The sequence below is a fragment of the Paraburkholderia hospita genome (assembly GCF_002902965.1).
Classification (GTDB): Bacteria; Pseudomonadota; Gammaproteobacteria; order Burkholderiales; family Burkholderiaceae; genus Paraburkholderia; species Paraburkholderia hospita.
In genome coordinates, this window is sequence record NZ_CP026105.1 from 1,736,840 (window position 1) to 1,754,275 (window position 17,436).

Sequence of the window (17,436 nt, forward strand, 5' to 3'; positions counted from 1 at the left end):
TGATGGCGAGCTAGCCGGCATGACGATGCGGATGTTGCGAGACGTACCGCGTCGACAGGCAGATGTAGTCAGGTCTTGCTCGGGGAAACGCATTCGATATCCTTTTTGCGACGACACGATCACGATTTAGAGTGGGCGGTCAGTGAAAGGCAGGGCGGACCATCCGCAGAAGCGAGCTTGCGGTCCCAGCGCTTCCTCGATTCGCAATACTTCGTTCCATTTGGCCATCCGTTCGGAGCGCGAAAACGAACCGACCTTGAGCTGTCCCGCGTCCCAGCCGACGGACAGATGAGCGATGGTGACGTCTTCGGTTTCGCCGGAACGTGCAGATACGATCGTGCCGAATCCTGCCGTCTTGCCGGCCTGCAGGGCCTCATGGGCTTCCGTTACCGTGCCTGCCTGATTGGGCTTGATGAGCACGGCATTCAACGTACCTTGCGATGCCGCGGCTTTGACCCGGTCCGCATTGGTTACAAGAAAGTCGTCGCCGATGATCTGGCAACGCGAACCATATGATTGCGAGAAGTGCCGGAAGCCTTCCAGGTCGTCTTCCGCAAGCGGATCTTCAATCGACAGGATCGGGTAAGTGTCCAGCCAGCGCCCCAGCATGTCGATCATCTGATCCGTGCCGAGCGTCCGGCCATCGAGCGCGAGCGTGTAGTGTCCATCACGTCCGAATTCAGACGCGGCGATATCGAGCGAGATGCCGACCTGCTTGCCGGGTTGCAGTCCCGTATCGGCGATGGCCCGCATCAGCGTGTCAAGGGCGTCTTCATTGCAATCGAACGCGGGCCAGTAGCCGCCTTCGTCCGCCACGCCCTGAAGCTTGCCCGCATCCTTCATCAATGAACCGGCTGCCCGGTATACCTCCGCCGTCCACTCCAGCGCTTCGGTGAAGCTGCCAGCAGCGGGACACATGATCATGAAGTCCTGCACATCGACACGGCGCGCCGCGTGCGCGCCGCCCCCGAAGATCTGAATCTCCGGCAGCGGCAGACGCACGGGGCGGTTGCCGGCGAGATAGCGCCATAACGGCTGCCTGCTGGCTGCAGCGGCAGCATGCAGGACAGCCATCGAGGTCGCGACGATCGCATTGCCCCCAAGACGGCTGCGGTTGGGCGTCCCGTCCAGGGCAACCAGACTGGCGTCGATGGCAGCCTGATCGCGTGCATCGCGTCCTTCGAGCGCTCTCGCGATCTCGCCGTTGACATTCGACAGCGCGTTAGTCACGTCGAGACCGCCGAACGCGGTGCCGCCGTCGCGCAGATCCAGTGCCTCTCCGCTGCCGGTCGAAGCGCCAGCCGGCGCGATGGCGCGACCGCTCATGCCGCTGTGCAACGTGACCTCGACTTCTACCGTCGGCCGGCCGCGCGAGTCCCAGACGCGTCGGCCGTGTACTTGGGCGATCGTTGAATCAGTCATATGGATTGTCTACCTCGTCTATTCAGGTGATAGCTGTCAGTGCAGCGCGGGATGGTGGAATGGTCGAGCCCGAGGATTGCGGCCCGGTAACCCATGCGTATGGTGTTCATTCGCTCCTGCGCGCTCCGATCAGCACGAAGGCCAGTGTTGTGGGGCGGTCGCTCCTGTTTCGCCACGCATGGCGGGTTCCGTTCTGCACCACTACGTCATGTTTGCGAAGCAGTTCCGCACGCCCCTCGTCGAGTTCAAGCCAGATTTCACCTTCGAGCACGATGCCGTAGTCGATGGTTGGCGTGGCATGCATACCGTCCGCTTCGAAGAGTTCAGCGAGTCCCGGACTGATCGCGAAGTTTTCGGCGACTGCGGCGTGGCCATCGAAGCCGGGTGCAAAAAACACGCTGTCGGGCGGGAATGTCACCACGAGAAAGCGCGTGCCCGAAACCGTGGGGACGAAGCTCGAGACACTCGAGGTCGGGTCCGTGCCATCAAAAGGAATGGCCTGCGCCGGTTCCGTCGACCAGACCAGACGGGACACCATGCCGGGGATATGCCGGTACGCGTCGGAGCGCGGAGGTGGCGAATCGAGGGCGACTGTCGAGGCACCGCTCGTGTCGTGACCGGTGACGACGCGGCGAAGCGCTACCGGCACCTCGCCTGGGATTGAAGTATCAGATGCCATTCTCAGTGTCTCCCCACAAAGTCGAACCGGAGTCGCGCGGCATTTGCAGGCTTCACTATGCTCCTGCTTTGCTAACGTTCGCATAGATTGTGGCAAACGGCGATCTCCCTTGTCAATAGCGGATTTACGGAAGTTTTACGACGAATCGATCCGTACCGTGCCTAAATGATCAGCTCGCGACCGCTCTAAAAAGGCAAACGTTAGCAAGCCGGGAGGTACGGCAGGGCGTTGGGGTGTTCTGTATCACGCCGATCGGGCGCGCCCCGCGATTTGCGGGTTGCGCCACCGTCCCTTCACCGCATCAACCGCATGCCCGGCAGAGGTCGAAAGCCGGAATGACCCAACAAGCTCTGCGAGCTTGAGTGCCTGAGCGCGCATCAGGCGCGACTCGTTTTCGGCATGCTCTGCGAGACGCGCGTTCTGAATGGTCATCGCTTCCATTTGCTTCACTGCATCATTGACCTGACCTATTCCTAGGCTCTGTTCCTGGCTTGCCATCGAGATATCGCCCATGAACGCGATGACGCGTTCGACCGATGTGACGATATCCGTGATCGTGCCGCTCGCATCGTCGACGAGCTTGCCACCCGTTTCGACGCTGGCCACAGAATCGCCGATGAGCGTGGCGATTTCCTTGGCGGCGTTCGCGGAACGACGCGCGAGATTGCGCACCTCGCTGGCGACGACTGCAAATCCGCGCCCCTGTTCCCCCGCGCGCGCGGCTTCCACTGCCGCGTTCAGCGCCAGAATATTGGTCTGGAACGCGATGCTATCGATCACACCGATGATGTCCACGATCTTGCAGGAACTGTCCTTGATCGATCGCATTGTGCCGATGACCTCGCTGACGGCCCGCCTGCCGTCGCCGGCAATCTCGGACGTAGCCGTCGATAGCGCGTTCGCCTGCCGCGCGTTCTCCGCGTTGGCCGTTACCGTATCGATCAGTTCGCGCATGGATGCGGCAATCTGCTCGAGCGAAGCGGCTTGTGCCTCGGTGCGCGCAAACAGATCTGCGTTGCCCGTGGCGATCGTCGTGGCACCGTCGTTGACGAGGTCCGTGGTTTCCTGGATCTGCGACACGAGAAGCTTGAGGTTGATCTGAAGAATGCGTAACGCGTGTAGTACCTGAGCGATTTCGCCGTCGCGATGGGTTTCGATCGCATTGGACAGGTTGCCTTCGCCCATGTCGTTGATATAACGATTCAGTTGCGCCAGCGGATTCGTGATTCCGCGCTGCAGCAGGGCAGGTGAAATCAGGCAGAGGGCCATGCCGATCGCACACGATGCGAACTGCCAGACGCGAGGCGGGCCGCTGTCGAAAGCGAATGCTGCGAGGTTCGCTGCGAAGATCGAGGTGGCAAGCGCTGACAGTGCGTTCATCCGCGCGGCGAACGAGAGGTGTGTGATAGTCCGAAATACCCGAAAGACCGGGCGTTTCACGATCCGCCCTTCATTCAGCTCAAGGTCTTTGCGCCCGCCATGCATCGCCGCATATGCCTGCTCGGCTTCGCGGATCGTGTCGGGTGTTGCCTTGCATCGTATCGTGATGAACCCGACAATCTCGCGCTCCCTGAAAATCGGGGCTGCCGTCATGTGAACCCAGAAGTAGTCGCCGTTCTTCCGGCGGCCTTTGGTTACGCCAGTCCAGGTCTTGTTTCCTTTGACTGTCCGAAGGAAGTCCTCGAATACCTGACTGGGTGTTTCCCCATCGGCCAGGATGCTTTGCGGCGCGCCAAGCACTTCGTCCTCGGTGTATCCGCTGACCTCGACAAAATCCCGATTGACGTAGGTAATCTTGCCCTCGAGATCGCCTTTTGAAATCATTGCAACGGATTCATCGAGCACGTATTCAACGTCGGTGGCGCTCCGCTCTGGCCGCATCGTTGCCTGTCTCCTGTTCTTTATTGTTTGCCGCCGTCCTCGATGACGCTTTCGAGTGTATCGGTGTCAGCGTGTACGAGGGTGTTCCTGCTACGGTTCAAGCCGGTCGAGACTGAATCTGTTCCTCGAATGCCTCTGCCACCTGATACAGATAGCCGGCCGGCTGCAGCAGCAACCGGGTGGCCACCGCTCGAACGTGATTGCGTTGCGCCTCGTCGGTCAGATATTCCACCGGCGACTTGCCGTCGACACGCGCGAGCAGCAACGCAGGCAACAATTCAGCGGTTCGTGCTTCGAGCGTTGCGCGCAGTTCCCAGTCTGCTTCGTCGAAATAGGCTTCCGTCAGCGCCTTGAACGAAGCGATCAGCGCTTCCCGCTGACCAGGACGAACCAGACATTTGAGCAGCAGATGGTTCAGGCAGAATGCGAGGTCGAAGGCCGGGTCGCCAAACCACGCGCATTCGGCATCGAGCAATACCGGTCCTTTGGGACCGACAAGAATGTTCTTGGGACTCACGTCGCCGTGTACGAGCGCAGTTCTTATGCTCGCTGTTCGCTGCGCCAGATACTGGAGCCTCGATTCGAGTGCTGGGTGACGTTTCGATGCGGCGATCAGATACGGATCGAGACGCAGTGCCTGAAAGTTATCGAGCGTGTCGAACCTCTCCCGCAGTTCGCCATTGTCGGCACTGACCGCGTGCAGGCGGCCTACGAGCCGTCCGACAGCGCGGGCTGTCTGGGGCTCGACCTGGCCATCCATCAATTGCTGCTTCCAGACGGGATGCGCGTCCGGCGCAAGAAACGACATCGCGAACACGCCGAGCTTCGCGTCGTGTGCGAGAGGGGTCGGCACGTTGTCGGGACAGTGCTGTGCAGCAAACTCCATCCAGGCCCATTCATCGGCGTTGCGTGACACGGGTGCTTCCCAGCATGCCGATACCTTGAGTGTGGACAGGGCGCGCTTGACGCATAGTGAGCGCGTCGCGAGATCGACACGCCATATGTCGGACGACACGCCACCAGTGAGAGGGTGCCAGCTGGCTGCCTCATCCTTGCGCGCGAGACCGTGCTCGACGAGAAACGCATTGAGCTGCGGGTCAGGGCTATTCGATTGCATCATCATGAGTTGTTGGGAGTAGGGCGGTTGAAAGCGGTTACGCTGGCGACAGATTGCATGGGTTGTGTGGTGCTTCGCCGCGTAGTACCCGCACCACCTCCTCAGCCGCTCGTCTACGAAGCTCCAGCAACGATGCGTCAGACGAAAACGCGACATGGGGCGTCAACATGGCGCCGCGCTCGCGCAGCAATTCGCCCGGTACGACTGGCTCGGATTCGAGTACGTCCAGCGCTGCCGCTGACAGTTGACCGTTCTGTAGCGCTTGGATAACGGCGTCGGTATCAACGATGCCGCCACGGCTCACATTGATCAACAGGCTGCCGCGCCGCATGCGCGCAATTCGCTCGCGGTTGATCAGATGCCGGGTGCCGTTGGTGAGTGGAGCGTGCACGATCACGATGTCGCTATTCGTCAGGAGTTCATCGAGTTCAACGGCTTGCACGCCCGCTACGTCATCGCGCAGAAATGGATCATGAGCGAGCAGTTGGCAGCCGAAGGCGCCAAGCTTGCGGGCCGTTGCGCGGGCAATGCGACCGAAACCGACGAGTCCGCAAGTGAGTGCGCCTAACCGACGCAGTCTGGCATCGGCGGGAGACCAGTGCCCAGCGCGGACCTCCCGATCGAAAAGGACCAGTCCGCGTGTCCATGCGAGCGCAAATCCGACGGCGTGATCGGAGACTTCTTCGACACAGTAGTCCGGCACGTTCGTGACGAGAATGCCGCGCGCGGTGGCAGCGTCCACAGCGATGTTGTCCAGCCCCACGCCAAGCCTTGCAACGATCTGCAGCCGCGCAGAGGCCTCGACGGCGTTGGCCGACACGGGTGCCCAGCAGGTGAGGATTGCAGACGGGCGGTGTTCTCGCACCATCGCTTCGATTTCAGACGCGGGCAGCGGAGCGGCCGGTCCGCTTACCAGCTGCATGCCGGCGGATTCGACGATATCTCGCTCGACGCTGTCGTCGGGCCACGCATAGTCGGTCAGGAAAACGGTATCGCTCATGGGAATTGAACCTGATGTTGGTTGGACATGCGACTGACTGCAGCCGTTCGCGTCGGCAAAAAACAGGGGCGCCCACGAACAAACCGCTCGAAGTTTGCAATAACGTTAGCACGACATGTTAAAGATTCCAAGCAGGCAATTGTGCGGGAGAGCGGCCTTGCATATGAAGAATTTGCGTGTAAACCCTTTGAAAAGGCGCTCGAAAACCCGATTGACACATAAAAAAACCGCAACTAGACTCCGCTCATCAGTGCTAACGTTAGCGCTGAAGTTGGAAAAATTTGCACATGACGTGAATTGCCTGCTGGGGAGCTCCAGCCAATCAACAGCGAACGATTAGTACGACAACGACGAAAGGAAACAGCGACGTGCCAAAAAATTCCATGTTTGAAATCATGTGACGTGGCTGTGCGGCGCTCGATGCCGCTCCTTGAAGGTGTAGCACCCCGGAAAACAACCTAAATATCACGACTGGCAGGAGACAAACGAATGAAGAGGCTTCTTGTACCCGCAATTTGCGGCTGCATAGGTGTAGCAGCACATGCACAGAGTTCCGTCACGCTCTATGGGCTGATCGACAATGGCGTGTCGTACGTCAGCAATCAGCGCACGGCAAGCGGCGCGGGTCACAGCAATGTCTTTGCTTCGTCGGGAAACATCGTTGGCAACCGGTGGGGGGTGACGGGTAGCGAGGATCTGGGCGGTGGCCTGCAAGCGATCTTCAAACTCGAAAACGGCTTTACGGGAACCAACGGAGGTCTTCAGCAGGGGGGGCGCCTGTTCGGCAGGCAAGCGTGGGTTGGCATGTCGAGTACCTACGGCGCGGTCACGCTTGGCCGTCAATATGACTCGGGGGTGGACTATCTTGCTCCGAGAAGTCTCGCGCAGAGCTTCGTTGGCGGTCTCGAATTCATGCATCCGATGGACAACGATAACTTCGGCGACTTCTTCAGACTCGACAATGCCGTCAAATACGCGAGCCCCGATATCAACGGGTTGAAGTTCGGCGGGTTGTACGCGTTCTCGAACAAGGCGGGCGATTTTGCGGACAATCGCGCGTTCAGTGCGGGGGCGACCTACAACCACGGCCCTTTCACCCTGAGCGCAGCGTATATGCGCATCGACAACCCGGGAGATGGTGCAACCGGAGCACTCGACGGTTCATCGACTTCGGGCGATGCGACGTTTCACGCGGCACGCCAGCAGGTGTGGGGTGTCGGCGCCGCGTATGTGATCGGTCCGGCGACGTTGGGGCTGGTGTGGAGTCACTCGCGCTTTGACGATACGACAGCCGTGTATCGCGGCAGCACGCTTGCGCCGGCGCCCACCGGATCGCCCACCGACCTGAGCTTCGACAACTACGAAGCGAACATTCGCTATCTGCTTACCCCGGCGTGGGTGGTGGCGGCATCGTACACATTTACGGATGGATCGTATTCGAATGCGTCCATGCACGCGAAGCCGCGCTGGAACCAGTTCAACCTGATGACATCCTACTCACTGTCCAAACGTACCGATGTCTATCTGATGGCTGAATATCAGCATGTGACAGGGGCGGCGGGAACGATTTTCAGTGGCGCGTTCATTGGTGGCAGCGGCGGCCCTTCGTCGACCAGCAAACAGTTCCTCACAAGCGCGGGGTTGCGCGTGAAGTTCTGAGTGCTGCGCTGCGGGCGGGTGGCTTCCTCGAATGGGCTACCCGTCGCGGACACCCCCCCAGCAGAACCACCTGACGCAAGCACGGTCACTCAAGCCCCATTGGTTTCCGGTACTGCTCTGCCTGAGTGGTGATCCAGTCGCGAAACACCTTCAACGCCGCGTTGTCGGCCTTGCGCTCGGGATAGATGAGGTAGTAGGCCTGATTGCTCAGATGCTCGTGGGCCGCCGCCTGGATCAACACGCCGCGCTGCAGTTCGTCTTCGATAAGCAGGCGAGGGATGAGGGCGATCCCAATACCGTGAATCGCTGCTTCGGCGAGCATCGAAAACAGTTCGAACCTCGGACCCGACATATCTCCTTCGACCTGCATGTTGTGCGAAGCAAACCAGTCACGCCACGCATATGGACGCGTGCTCTGTTGCAGGAGCGGGTAACGCCGCCAGTCCGCCGTTGCGAGCCTGGTGCGTGGTGCAAGCAGTTTTGGGCTGCATACGGCGATCAGCCTTTCGCGCATCAGGAAGGTGCCTTCCGTTCCTGGCCATATCGCTGCTCCAGCGTGAATCGCCGCGTCGAAATCTGTGTCGTCGAACAGGAACGGGCGCGTGCGAACCGTGAGATTGACGGTAACGTCCGGATACTCGCCGATGAAGTCGGGTATTCGGGGTAACAGCCACTTTGTCGCGAACGTCGGGACGACAGCCAGTTCGAGCGAACCGCCATGGCCGCCCTTGGCCATGAGCTCCAGTGTGTCCCTCTCCACGTCATCCAGGCGCGACGCAACCTTGCGGCTATAGACAACTCCGGCCTCGGTGAGGCTGACTCCGCGCCGGTCGCGTCGAAACAGTTTCACACCCAGGAATTCCTCCAGCGAGCCGATCTGACGGCATATCGCGCTTTGTGTCACGGCCAGTTCGTCTGCCGCCTTGGTGAAACTCTGATGGCGAGCGGCCGTCTCGAATGCAGATAGCGCTGCCGTCGAAGGAATTTTTCTGCGCATGCTTGTGACTCGCATTGTCGTGGATTGACGTGTGCGATTTTCGCACAGGTCAGTGCGAACAAATCGTTTGAGACCCTGGAAAAGTGGCTGTAAATTCACTTCATGCCAATTTTATTTTGAGTATGAAATGAGCGTACAGCACAAATCGCCGTCGTTTAAGTGGGACGATCCACTGCTGCTGGATCAGCAGCTGACGGAGGAGGAGCGCCTTGTGCGCGAATCGGCCCATGCGTATTGTCAGGAACGGCTCGCACCGCGTGTGCTCGATGCCTTTCGTCGTGAACATACGGACGCCGACATCTTCCGCGAGATGGGCGAGCTTGGACTGCTGGGCGCGACGATTCCCGAAACCTACGGTGGCGCTGGTCTCAACTATGTTTGCTATGGGCTCGTCGCGCGCGAAGTGGAGCGGGTCGATTCCGGCTACCGCTCGATGATGAGCGTGCAGTCGTCGCTCGTCATGGTGCCCATCAACGAGTTCGGCAGTGAAGCCACCCGGCAGAAGTATCTACCCAGGCTGGCGAGAGGCGAATGGATCGGATGCTTCGGCTTGACCGAGCCGAATCACGGTTCCGATCCAGGCAGCATGATCACACGTGCAAAGAAGGTCGACGGTGGCTATCTGCTGACGGGCAGCAAGATGTGGATCACGAACAGTCCCATCGCCGATGTGTTCGTCGTCTGGGCCAAGGACGACGAAGGCGCGATCCGGGGATTTGTGCTCGAGAAGGGATGGAAGGGACTTTCGGCACCTGCGATCCACGGCAAGGTCGGCTTGCGTGCGTCGATTACCGGTGAGATTGTGATGGATGATGTGTTCTGCCCGGAAGAGAATGCGTTCCCGGACATCCGTGGTTTGAAGGGCCCGTTCACCTGCCTGAACAGTGCACGCTATGGGATCGCCTGGGGCGCGTTGGGCGCGGCTGAAGACTGCTGGCATCGCGCGCGCCAGTACGTTCTCGATCGCAAGCAGTTCGGCAAGCCGCTCGCGGCGAACCAGTTGATCCAGAAGAAGCTGGCCGACATGCAGACGGAAATCACGCTTGGTCTACAGGGGTGTTTGCGCCTTGGTCGCATGAAGGATGAGGGCACGGCCGCCGTCGAGATCACGTCGATCATGAAACGCAACTCATGTGGCAAAGCGCTCGATATCGCCCGTGTTGCGCGCGACATGCTGGGCGGCAACGGGATCAGTGACGAATTTGGTGTTGCACGGCATCTGGTGAACCTGGAGGTGGTCAATACATACGAGGGTACGCACGACGTCCACGCGCTCATTCTCGGCCGCGCCATCACCGGCATTGCAGCGTTCTGATCCGCCATGAACGGGATACCGAATCAAGGGGCGCTCGACGGGCTGCGCGTACTCGATCTTTCTCGCGTGCTGGCCGGCCCATGGGCGAGCCAGTTGCTGGCCGATCTCGGCGCTGACGTGGTCAAGGTCGAACGACCGGGCACGGGCGACGATACGCGTGCCTGGGGGCCGCCCTGGCTGAGCGATGAAGACGGCGAGCCGACTGGCGAGTCCGCTTACTATCTCTGCGCCAATCGCAACAAGCGGTCGGTGACGATCGACCTGAGTGAACCGGATGGACAACGGCTCGTGAAGGAACTCGCCAGCAAGGCAGACGTGGTGATCGAGAACTTCAAGGTCGGCGGACTCAGCCAATATGGTCTGGATTACGCGAGCCTCAAGGAACTGAATCCGCGCCTTGTCTACTGCTCGATAACAGGATTTGGCCAGACGGGACCCTATGCCGCACGTGCCGGTTACGACTTTCTGATCCAGGGCATGGGCGGGCTGATGAGCCTCACAGGCCGTGCGGATGGCACGGAAGGGGAAGGCCCGTTGAAGGTGGGCGTCGCGCTGACGGACATCACGACGGGACTGTATGCAACGGTGGCAATCCTTGCTGCGCTTGCGCGTCGCGAACGGTCCGGCATAGGGCAGCACATCGATCTCGCTTTGCTCGACGTGCAGATTGCCTGCCTTGCCAACCAGGCGACGAATTACATCGTGGGCGGCGTGGTGCCTCGCCGCATCGGCAACGCGCACCCGAACATCGTGCCGTACCAGGATTTTCCGACGGCCGATGGTCACATGATCATCGCGGTCGGCAACGACAGTCAGTTCACCAGTCTCTGCACGGCGCTCGGCAAACCGGAATGGGGCAAGGACGAACGCTTCGCCAGCAATCCGCGGCGCGTGAAGAACAGGAACGAGCTGATTGCGATGATTTGCGGCATCACGGTATCCCGTGCGACTGGGGATTGGATAGCCGCGATGGAAGCCGCGGGCGTGCCGTGTGGTCCGATCAACAATCTCGACCAGGTGTTCGAAGATCCGCAGGTGCAGTCGCGCAACGTGCGCATCGAGATGTCGCACCCGTTGGCGAAACACGTGGCGTTGGTTGCAAATCCGATCCGTATGTCGGAGTCGCCGGTGCAATACCGGCAGTCCCCGCCGACGTTGGGGCAGCACACGGGTGAGGTCCTTCAAGACTGGCTCGATATGGCCGCAGCCGATATCGATGAGCTGCGCCGCACGAAGCTTCTGTAGATACCAGCGCATCGGAGAACTAACCGATGCCGAACGCGCTGTGAGCGGGAGCGGCGCAGTCAGACTGGAACCTTGAGAAATGAATCCCCCCGAACTTGGCGGCTCGCGCGAGTCGATGGAATACGACGTGGTGATCGTCGGCGGCGGCCCGGCGGGGCTTGCTGCTGCGATCAGGCTCAAGCAGCGCGCCGTGGAGAAAGGCGTTGAGATCGGCGTTTGCGTGCTTGAAAAAGGTTCGGAGATCGGCGCGCATATTTTGTCGGGCGCGGTGATGGATCCGCGTGCGCTTTGTGAGCTGATTCCTGATTTGAAAGACAAGGGCGCGCCTTTGAACGTTGAAGTGACTGAGGACCGCTTTTTGTTCCTCTCGCAAACGGGCGCGAAATCGGTGCCGAACTGGGCGCTACCGGACAATTTCAAGAATCACGGCAACTATGTGATCAGTCTCGCGAACGTCACGCGCTGGCTGGGCCAGCAGGCCGAAGCGCTGGGCGTGGAGATTTTTCCGGGCTTTCCGGCCGCTGAAGTGCTGTACAACGAAGATGACTCGGTCAAAGGCGTCGCGACGGGCAATCTCGGCATCGGCAAGGACGGCGAGCCGACCGAAAACTTCCAGCCCGGCATGGAACTGCACGCAAAGTACACGCTGTTCTGCGAAGGCGCGCGTGGGCATCTCGGCCGGCAACTGTCGGACAAATTCAAGCTGCGCGACGGCGCCGATCCGCAGGTCTACGGCATCGGCATCAAGGAACTGTGGGAAATCGATCCGGCGAAGCACAAGCCGGGTCTGGTGATCCACACGGCCGGCTGGCCGCTCGATACGCGGACTTACGGCGGCTCGTTCCTCTATCACATCGACAATAACCAGGTGATGGTGGGCTTTGTCGTCGGCCTCGGTTATTCGAATCCGTATCTGTCGCCGTTCGAAGAGTTCCAGCGCTACAAGACGCACCCATCGATTCGTGCATTCCTTGAAGGCGGCAAGCGCGTGTCGTATGGCGCGCGGGCGATTACGGCGGGCGGCCTGATGTCGCTGCCGAAGCTCGCTTTCCCGGGCGGTGCACTGGTTGGTGACGACGCAGGCTTCCTGAACGCGTCGCGGATCAAGGGTTCGCATGCTGCAATCAAGACAGGCATGCTCGCCGCCGACGCCGCGTTCGATGCCGTACAGGCTGGCCGCCACAACGACGAACTCAGTGCGTATCCCGAGTCGTTCAAGACTTCGTGGCTGCACACCGAACTCTATCGCGCACGCAACTTCAAGCAGTGGATGAGCAAGGGCCTGTATCTCGGCACGTTGATGGTCGGCATCGAACAGAAGCTGCTGGGCGGCAACGTGCCGTGGACGCTGCATCACCAGCATTGGGATCACGAGATGCTGAAACCGGCATCGCAGTGCACGCCAATCGAGTATCCGAAGCCGGATGGCAAGCTCACGTTCGACCGTCTCTCGTCGGTGTTCATCTCGAACACGAATCACGAAGAGAATCAGCCTGCGCATTTGACACTCAAAGACCCAACGGTGCCGGTGAAGGTCAACCTGCAAACCTATGCAGGCCCGGAAAGCCGTTACTGCCCCGCAGCTGTCTACGAGTTCGTGAAGAACGACGACGGTAGCGAGCGCCTCGTCATCAACGCGCAAAACTGCGTCCACTGCAAGACCTGCGATATCAAGGACCCGACGCAGAACATCGTGTGGGTGACGCCCGAAGGCGGCGGCGGTCCGAACTATCCGAACATGTGATTGAAGGGGAGATATGCAAACGATCGGAATTGTAGGTGCCGGACAGATGGGAAGTGGCATCGCGTTGGTTTGTGCAACAGCCGGCCTCAACGTGATCCTCAACGATCTCGACGAGCGCGCGGTGGAACGCGGCATCGAAGGCATTTCGGCCAATCTTGGGCGGATGGTGTCGAAGGGAAAAGCGACTTCGGACGAAGCGACGGGAGCGTTGGAGCGGATCAAGGGATGCGCAGTGCTGACTGAACTCGTCGAATGCGATCTTGCGATCGAAGCCGCGACCGAGAACATTCAGGTCAAGGAGGAGCTTCTGAGGAAGCTGGATGCCATCGTCCAGCCAGGCGCGATCATCGCGACCAACACTTCGTCGGTATCCGTCACGAGACTCGGTGCGACGCTCGCTGACCCGCGTCGCTTCATCGGGATGCACTTCTTTAATCCCGTTCCCGTAATGGCACTGGTCGAAGTCATCCGTGGGCTGCAGACCAGCGATGCCACGTTCGATACGACTATTGCCCTTGCGAAGCGCATCGGGAAGAGCACGATCTGCGTGAAGAATTCACCGGGCTTCGTCGTCAATCGCATCCTGATACCGATGATCAATGAGGCAGTGTTCGTCCTGCAGGAAGGTCTTGCTGGCGCCGCAGAGATTGATGAGGGCATGAAGCTCGGCGCAAATCATCCGATCGGACCGCTGGCGCTGGCGGACCTTATCGGGCTCGATACGACGCTCGCGATCATGAACGTGCTGTACCGGGATTTCAACGAGCCGAAGTATCGCCCGGCGCCGTTGCTCAAGGAAATGGTGGACGCGGGTTACCTCGGGCGAAAGAGCGGGCAGGGTTTTCACACCTACTAACCACTGCTCGATGCGAACTCGGGTCCAATAGACGTGGAGTGTCCGGCGGCGGGCTCCCTTTCGATACATCGAATTACGTCGAGCAGATCTCGGCGGAGACGATCGTTTAATGTTGAGGATGAGATATCTTGAAGATCATCGTTCCTGTCAAGAGAGTAGTTGACTACAACGTGAAGGTCCGCGTGAAGTCGGACAACACGGGTGTCGACATTGCGAATGTGAAGATGTCGATGAATCCGTTCGACGAAATCGCCGTCGAAGAAGCTGTGCGTCTGCGCGAAGCGGGCGTGGCGACGGAAGTGATCGCCGTGTCGGCGGGCGTGACGCAATGTCAGGAAACGCTGCGCACGGCGCTGGCGATCGGCGCGGACCGCGCGATCCTGATCGAATCGGGTGAAGACCTGCAGCCGCTGGCTGTGGCGAAGCTGCTCAAGGCGCTGGTCGACAAGGAACAGCCTCAACTGGTGATTCTCGGCAAGCAGGCCATTGACGACGATTCCAACCAGACGGGCCAGATGCTCGCTGCGCTGGCCAATCTGCCGCAGGCGACGTTTGCATCGAAGGTTGTGGTGGCGGATGGCAAGGCGACGGTGTCGCGTGAAGTCGATGGTGGTGCGGAAACGTTGTCGCTGACATTGCCCGCAGTCATCACGACCGATCTGCGCCTGAACGAGCCGCGCTACGTGACGCTGCCGAACATCATGAAGGCGAAGAAGAAACCGCTCGAAATCGTGAAGCCCGAAGACCTGGGCGTCGATGTGACGCCGCGTCTGAAGACGCTGAAAGTCAGCGAACCGCCGAAGCGCTCGGCTGGTGTGAAGGTGGCCGATGTGAAGACGCTGGTCGAGAAGCTGAAGACCGAAGCCAAAGTGCTTTGATCGACGGACACGCGGAGACGAATAAATGACGATTCTGGTAATTGCTGAACACGACAACGCGGCGCTGAAGGCAGCGACGCTCAATACGGTTGCTGCCGCGCAGAAGATTGGCAGCGACGTTCATGTGCTGGTTGCAGGCCACAACGCGCAAGGCGCGGCTGATGCCGCTGCGAAGGTGGCGGGCGTGGCGAAGGTGCTGCTCGCTGACGCGCCGCAACTGGCAGCAGGCCTCGCGGAAAACGTCGAGGCAACGGTGCTGAACATCGCGAAGGATTACTCGCACATCCTCGCGCCGGCTACGGCTTACGGCAAGAACATCGCGCCGCGCATCGCGGCGAAGCTCGACGTCGCGCAGATCAGCGAGATTACGGCTGTGGTCAGCGCCGATACGTTCGAGCGCCCGATCTACGCAGGTAACGCAATCGCTACGGTTCAATCTGAAGACCCGATCAAGGTCATCACAGTGCGTGCAACAGGCTTCGATCCCGGCGCAGCAGAAGGTGGTAGCGCATCCATCGAGAAGATCGACGCAGCGGCTGACGCAGGCATCTCGCAGTTCGTGAGCCGTGAAGTGACGAAGCTGGATCGTCCGGAACTGACGTCGGCGAACGTCATCGTGTCGGGCGGTCGTGGTCTGGGCAGCGGCGAGAACTACACGAAAGTGCTGGAGCCGCTGGCCGACAAACTCGGCGCGGCCATGGGCGCATCGCGCGCAGCCGTCGATGCTGGCTACGTGCCGAACGACTATCAGGTCGGTCAAACCGGCAAGATCGTTGCGCCACAGCTTTACATCGCGGTCGGCATCTCCGGCGCGATCCAGCATCTCGCCGGCATGAAGGACTCGAAGGTGATCGTCGCGATCAACAAGGACGAAGAAGCGCCGATCTTCAGCGTCGCGGATTACGGTCTGGTCGGCGATCTGTTCACACTAGTGCCCGAGCTCGTCGACCAGCTTACTGAGGCTCATCCTTAGATGCATCAGTGAATCTGCCAGCACGACCACCGGGCATGACGGCCCATCAAACCGTGGCTCCACGCATCGAAGCGCGCGTTGATGTCTTCGCCACGGGCCCAGGCTTACGTGTAGTGCCGCGCAAGATGAGTGTCGCGGGCGAGATCGACGTGTACGGGGAAGCGCTGGCCGAATTCTGGCGGATGTGATGGACAAACCAGAGCCCGCAGGCAGTGGCAAGGTCGTGTACGGGCAGCCCGACCGTGGTGAGTCCCGGTCCCCACCACCGGAACCCAAGTTCGTCGCCGAACCCGACGACCGACAGGTCATCGGGAACCCGCACGCCTTGGGCCGTCAGTTCTTCCAGGATGCCCTGGGTCATCTGGACCGAACCGGCGACGATCGCCGTCGGACGCTTGGGCAGCGATAGCAGCTCCCGGGTCGCGCTGCGGCCGAAGTCGGCCTCGCTGGGCGCGCCAAGTTGCACGAGGGCGGGGTCCACGGATTCACCGCCGGGGAGCGCCTTGTGATAACCCTTCAGCCGTGCCGAACCGGTAGGCAGCTCGTCGGTGCCGCCGATGTAGCCGATCCGGCGATGACCTAGCTGCACGAGATGACTGGTCGCCTCGAAGATCGCCTGCGTATCGTCGATGCCGAACCATTGGTCACCGATCGTAGGATGTCTGCGCAGCAGTTGCACGTGCGGCGATAGCTTGAGCAACCGGACCGTTTCCCGGTGGGGCTTTGCGGTCGGCACGATGATGATCCCCGCGACGTTCGCGCTGGCGAGTTCACGTACGTTGTGTAATTCGACCATCCGGTCATCGTCGGTTTCCGACAGCGCCAACTGATATCCGGCTCCCTGCAGGCACTTCGACAGCGCATGGGCGATAGTCGCGTAGAAGCCGTTCCTGATGTCCGGCAGGACAAAGCCGACGAGGTTGCTCGAGACGCCGCGCATCATCCGCGCAGCCAGATTGGCCACGTAACCCATTTCATCTGCCACTTGAATCACCTTCTGTTTCGTGGCTGCGCTGATTCGTGGGTCGTCGGCGAGCGCCCGTCCTACCGTCGAGGGCGAAACCTGCAGGCGAGCAGCGATGTCTTTGATCGTGATCATAAGATGTCCATGGAAGGCTTTTTTATAACGATAGCACAACGTTTGCGTCCTACCGACCAAACCCCCGCCTCGCTTTGCTGGCCGCACACTGCGACGCGACTTCGCTCGGCCTTCCGGAACTCATGGCAATCCTGTCGCGCTGAATCAAAGGCCGAATCAATGGAATGATCAGTCAATTTCCACCGAATATTTCTGCCCTTGAATGCTAACGTGAGCGCCTGCCGAATAGATATATTTATTTGACGATCGTAGAAAGCGACACTATCATCGTGCTAACGTTAGCGCAGTAAGAGCGAGGCAGTACGTGAACACCGGCAGCGGCCATCGTCGAAGTCGTGTCGCCATTGGCTTTCTTTACTTGAGCAGAGATGGCGTAGGTGGATTCGCACCGGGTGCCCGTCGAACGCAAGTGATCGATTGGGCTGCTTGTGAAGAGGAGATGGACGCGATGTTTGAAGAAGGGTCCTTGCGGTTTCATGTCGAAAAGTGGTTCGGGCGAACAGCTATTTCGTCATTGGAAGTCAGCCGCGTCTGGCCTGAGAGGCTGGGACGAAGCCGATGTGTCCGGGTC

The 17,436-nt window shown here is 60.1% G+C and carries 14 protein-coding genes; 7 read left to right on the plus strand and 7 right to left on the minus strand.

All coding sequences use genetic code 11. From position 1 onward, the window contains the following. Positions 1 to 126: 126 nt before the first annotated feature. The 5 genes from eno to C2L64_RS07805 form a co-directional block, all read right to left on the minus strand. Complete coding sequence (gene eno, locus C2L64_RS07785; protein WP_007577920.1) at positions 127 to 1,422, minus strand: phosphopyruvate hydratase; 1,296 nt, start codon at positions 1,420 to 1,422, stop codon at positions 127 to 129. A 106-nt stretch (positions 1,423 to 1,528) separates the two neighbouring features. Beyond that, on the minus strand, positions 1,529 to 2,101 hold the full coding sequence (locus C2L64_RS07790; RefSeq protein WP_090838742.1) for a cupin domain-containing protein: 573 nt from the start codon (positions 2,099 to 2,101) through the stop codon (positions 1,529 to 1,531). 243 nt (positions 2,102 to 2,344) lie between these two features. Further along, on the minus strand, positions 2,345 to 3,982 hold the full coding sequence (locus C2L64_RS07795; RefSeq protein ID WP_090838740.1) for a methyl-accepting chemotaxis protein: 1,638 nt from the start codon (positions 3,980 to 3,982) through the stop codon (positions 2,345 to 2,347). 97 nt (positions 3,983 to 4,079) lie between these two features. Continuing rightward, positions 4,080 to 5,105: a phosphotransferase family protein gene (locus C2L64_RS07800; RefSeq protein ID WP_090838738.1), complete on the minus strand. Its 1,026-nt coding sequence runs from the start codon at positions 5,103 to 5,105 to the stop codon at positions 4,080 to 4,082. Between the two features lie 31 nt (positions 5,106 to 5,136). Then, complete coding sequence (locus C2L64_RS07805) at positions 5,137 to 6,099, minus strand: C-terminal binding protein (protein WP_090838736.1); 963 nt, start codon at positions 6,097 to 6,099, stop codon at positions 5,137 to 5,139. A gap of 489 nt (positions 6,100 to 6,588) precedes the next feature. Here C2L64_RS07805 and C2L64_RS07810 point away from each other — a divergent pair, with 489 nt between their 5' ends. Continuing rightward, a complete protein-coding gene (locus tag C2L64_RS07810) occupies positions 6,589 to 7,758 on the plus strand; it encodes a porin (RefSeq protein WP_090838734.1) in 1,170 nt (389 codons plus the stop codon). 85 nt (positions 7,759 to 7,843) lie between these two features. Here C2L64_RS07810 and C2L64_RS07815 read toward each other — a convergent pair whose 3' ends face one another. After that, the gene (locus C2L64_RS07815; protein ID WP_007742689.1) at positions 7,844 to 8,755 is read right to left on the minus strand and encodes a LysR family transcriptional regulator; all 912 of its coding nucleotides are present in this window, start codon (positions 8,753 to 8,755) and stop codon (positions 7,844 to 7,846) included. Positions 8,756 to 8,882: 127 nt separating this feature from the next. Between C2L64_RS07815 and C2L64_RS07820 the strand changes: the two genes are divergently transcribed. The 6 genes from C2L64_RS07820 (at position 8,883) to C2L64_RS07845 (ending at position 15,766) form a co-directional block, all read left to right on the plus strand. Beyond that, positions 8,883 to 10,070 carry an acyl-CoA dehydrogenase gene (locus C2L64_RS07820; protein WP_007577934.1) on the plus strand — a complete coding sequence of 396 codons (1,188 nt, stop codon included), beginning with the start codon at positions 8,883 to 8,885 and terminating at the stop codon, positions 10,068 to 10,070. 6 nt (positions 10,071 to 10,076) lie between these two features. After that, the gene (locus C2L64_RS07825; RefSeq protein WP_090838732.1) at positions 10,077 to 11,315 is read left to right on the plus strand and encodes a CaiB/BaiF CoA transferase family protein; all 1,239 of its coding nucleotides are present in this window, start codon (positions 10,077 to 10,079) and stop codon (positions 11,313 to 11,315) included. Between the two features lie 79 nt (positions 11,316 to 11,394). Then, complete coding sequence (locus tag C2L64_RS07830; protein WP_103153683.1) at positions 11,395 to 13,059, plus strand: electron transfer flavoprotein-ubiquinone oxidoreductase; 1,665 nt, start codon at positions 11,395 to 11,397, stop codon at positions 13,057 to 13,059. Between the two features lie 13 nt (positions 13,060 to 13,072). After that, the gene (locus C2L64_RS07835) at positions 13,073 to 13,915 is read left to right on the plus strand and encodes a 3-hydroxybutyryl-CoA dehydrogenase (protein ID WP_086910310.1); all 843 of its coding nucleotides are present in this window, start codon (positions 13,073 to 13,075) and stop codon (positions 13,913 to 13,915) included. A gap of 128 nt (positions 13,916 to 14,043) precedes the next feature. Continuing rightward, positions 14,044 to 14,793 carry an electron transfer flavoprotein subunit beta/FixA family protein gene (locus tag C2L64_RS07840; RefSeq protein WP_079499643.1) on the plus strand — a complete coding sequence of 250 codons (750 nt, stop codon included), beginning with the start codon at positions 14,044 to 14,046 and terminating at the stop codon, positions 14,791 to 14,793. Between the two features lie 25 nt (positions 14,794 to 14,818). Continuing rightward, entirely contained in the window at positions 14,819 to 15,766 is a 948-nt protein-coding gene (locus C2L64_RS07845; protein WP_090838728.1) for an electron transfer flavoprotein subunit alpha/FixB family protein, read from the plus strand. Between the two features lie 46 nt (positions 15,767 to 15,812). Here C2L64_RS07845 and C2L64_RS07850 read toward each other — a convergent pair whose 3' ends face one another. Next, positions 15,813 to 16,865, minus strand: a complete 1,053-nt coding sequence (locus C2L64_RS07850) for a LacI family DNA-binding transcriptional regulator (RefSeq protein ID WP_086910592.1) — start codon at positions 16,863 to 16,865, stop codon at positions 15,813 to 15,815. Positions 16,866 to 17,436: the final 571 nt, after the last annotated feature.

What these genes read in the sequence shown, in the direction of transcription:
- eno (WP_007577920.1), bottom strand. Translation starts at nt 1,422, where the DNA reads ATGACTGATTCAACGATCGCCCAAGTACACGGCCGACGCGTCTGGGAC.
- C2L64_RS07790 (WP_090838742.1), bottom strand. Translation starts at nt 2,101, where the DNA reads ATGGCATCTGATACTTCAATCCCAGGCGAGGTGCCGGTAGCGCTTCGC.
- C2L64_RS07795 (WP_090838740.1), bottom strand. Translation starts at nt 3,982, where the DNA reads ATGCGGCCAGAGCGGAGCGCCACCGACGTTGAATACGTGCTCGATGAA.
- C2L64_RS07800 (WP_090838738.1), bottom strand. Translation starts at nt 5,105, where the DNA reads ATGATGATGCAATCGAATAGCCCTGACCCGCAGCTCAATGCGTTTCTC.
- C2L64_RS07805 (WP_090838736.1), bottom strand. Translation starts at nt 6,099, where the DNA reads ATGAGCGATACCGTTTTCCTGACCGACTATGCGTGGCCCGACGACAGC.
- C2L64_RS07810 (WP_090838734.1), top strand. Translation starts at nt 6,589, where the DNA reads ATGAAGAGGCTTCTTGTACCCGCAATTTGCGGCTGCATAGGTGTAGCA.
- C2L64_RS07815 (WP_007742689.1), bottom strand. Translation starts at nt 8,755, where the DNA reads ATGCGCAGAAAAATTCCTTCGACGGCAGCGCTATCTGCATTCGAGACG.
- C2L64_RS07820 (WP_007577934.1), top strand. Translation starts at nt 8,883, where the DNA reads ATGAGCGTACAGCACAAATCGCCGTCGTTTAAGTGGGACGATCCACTG.
- C2L64_RS07825 (WP_090838732.1), top strand. Translation starts at nt 10,077, where the DNA reads ATGAACGGGATACCGAATCAAGGGGCGCTCGACGGGCTGCGCGTACTC.
- C2L64_RS07830 (WP_103153683.1), top strand. Translation starts at nt 11,395, where the DNA reads ATGAATCCCCCCGAACTTGGCGGCTCGCGCGAGTCGATGGAATACGAC.
- C2L64_RS07835 (WP_086910310.1), top strand. Translation starts at nt 13,073, where the DNA reads ATGCAAACGATCGGAATTGTAGGTGCCGGACAGATGGGAAGTGGCATC.
- C2L64_RS07845 (WP_090838728.1), top strand. Translation starts at nt 14,819, where the DNA reads ATGACGATTCTGGTAATTGCTGAACACGACAACGCGGCGCTGAAGGCA.
- C2L64_RS07850 (WP_086910592.1), bottom strand. Translation starts at nt 16,865, where the DNA reads ATGATCACGATCAAAGACATCGCTGCTCGCCTGCAGGTTTCGCCCTCG.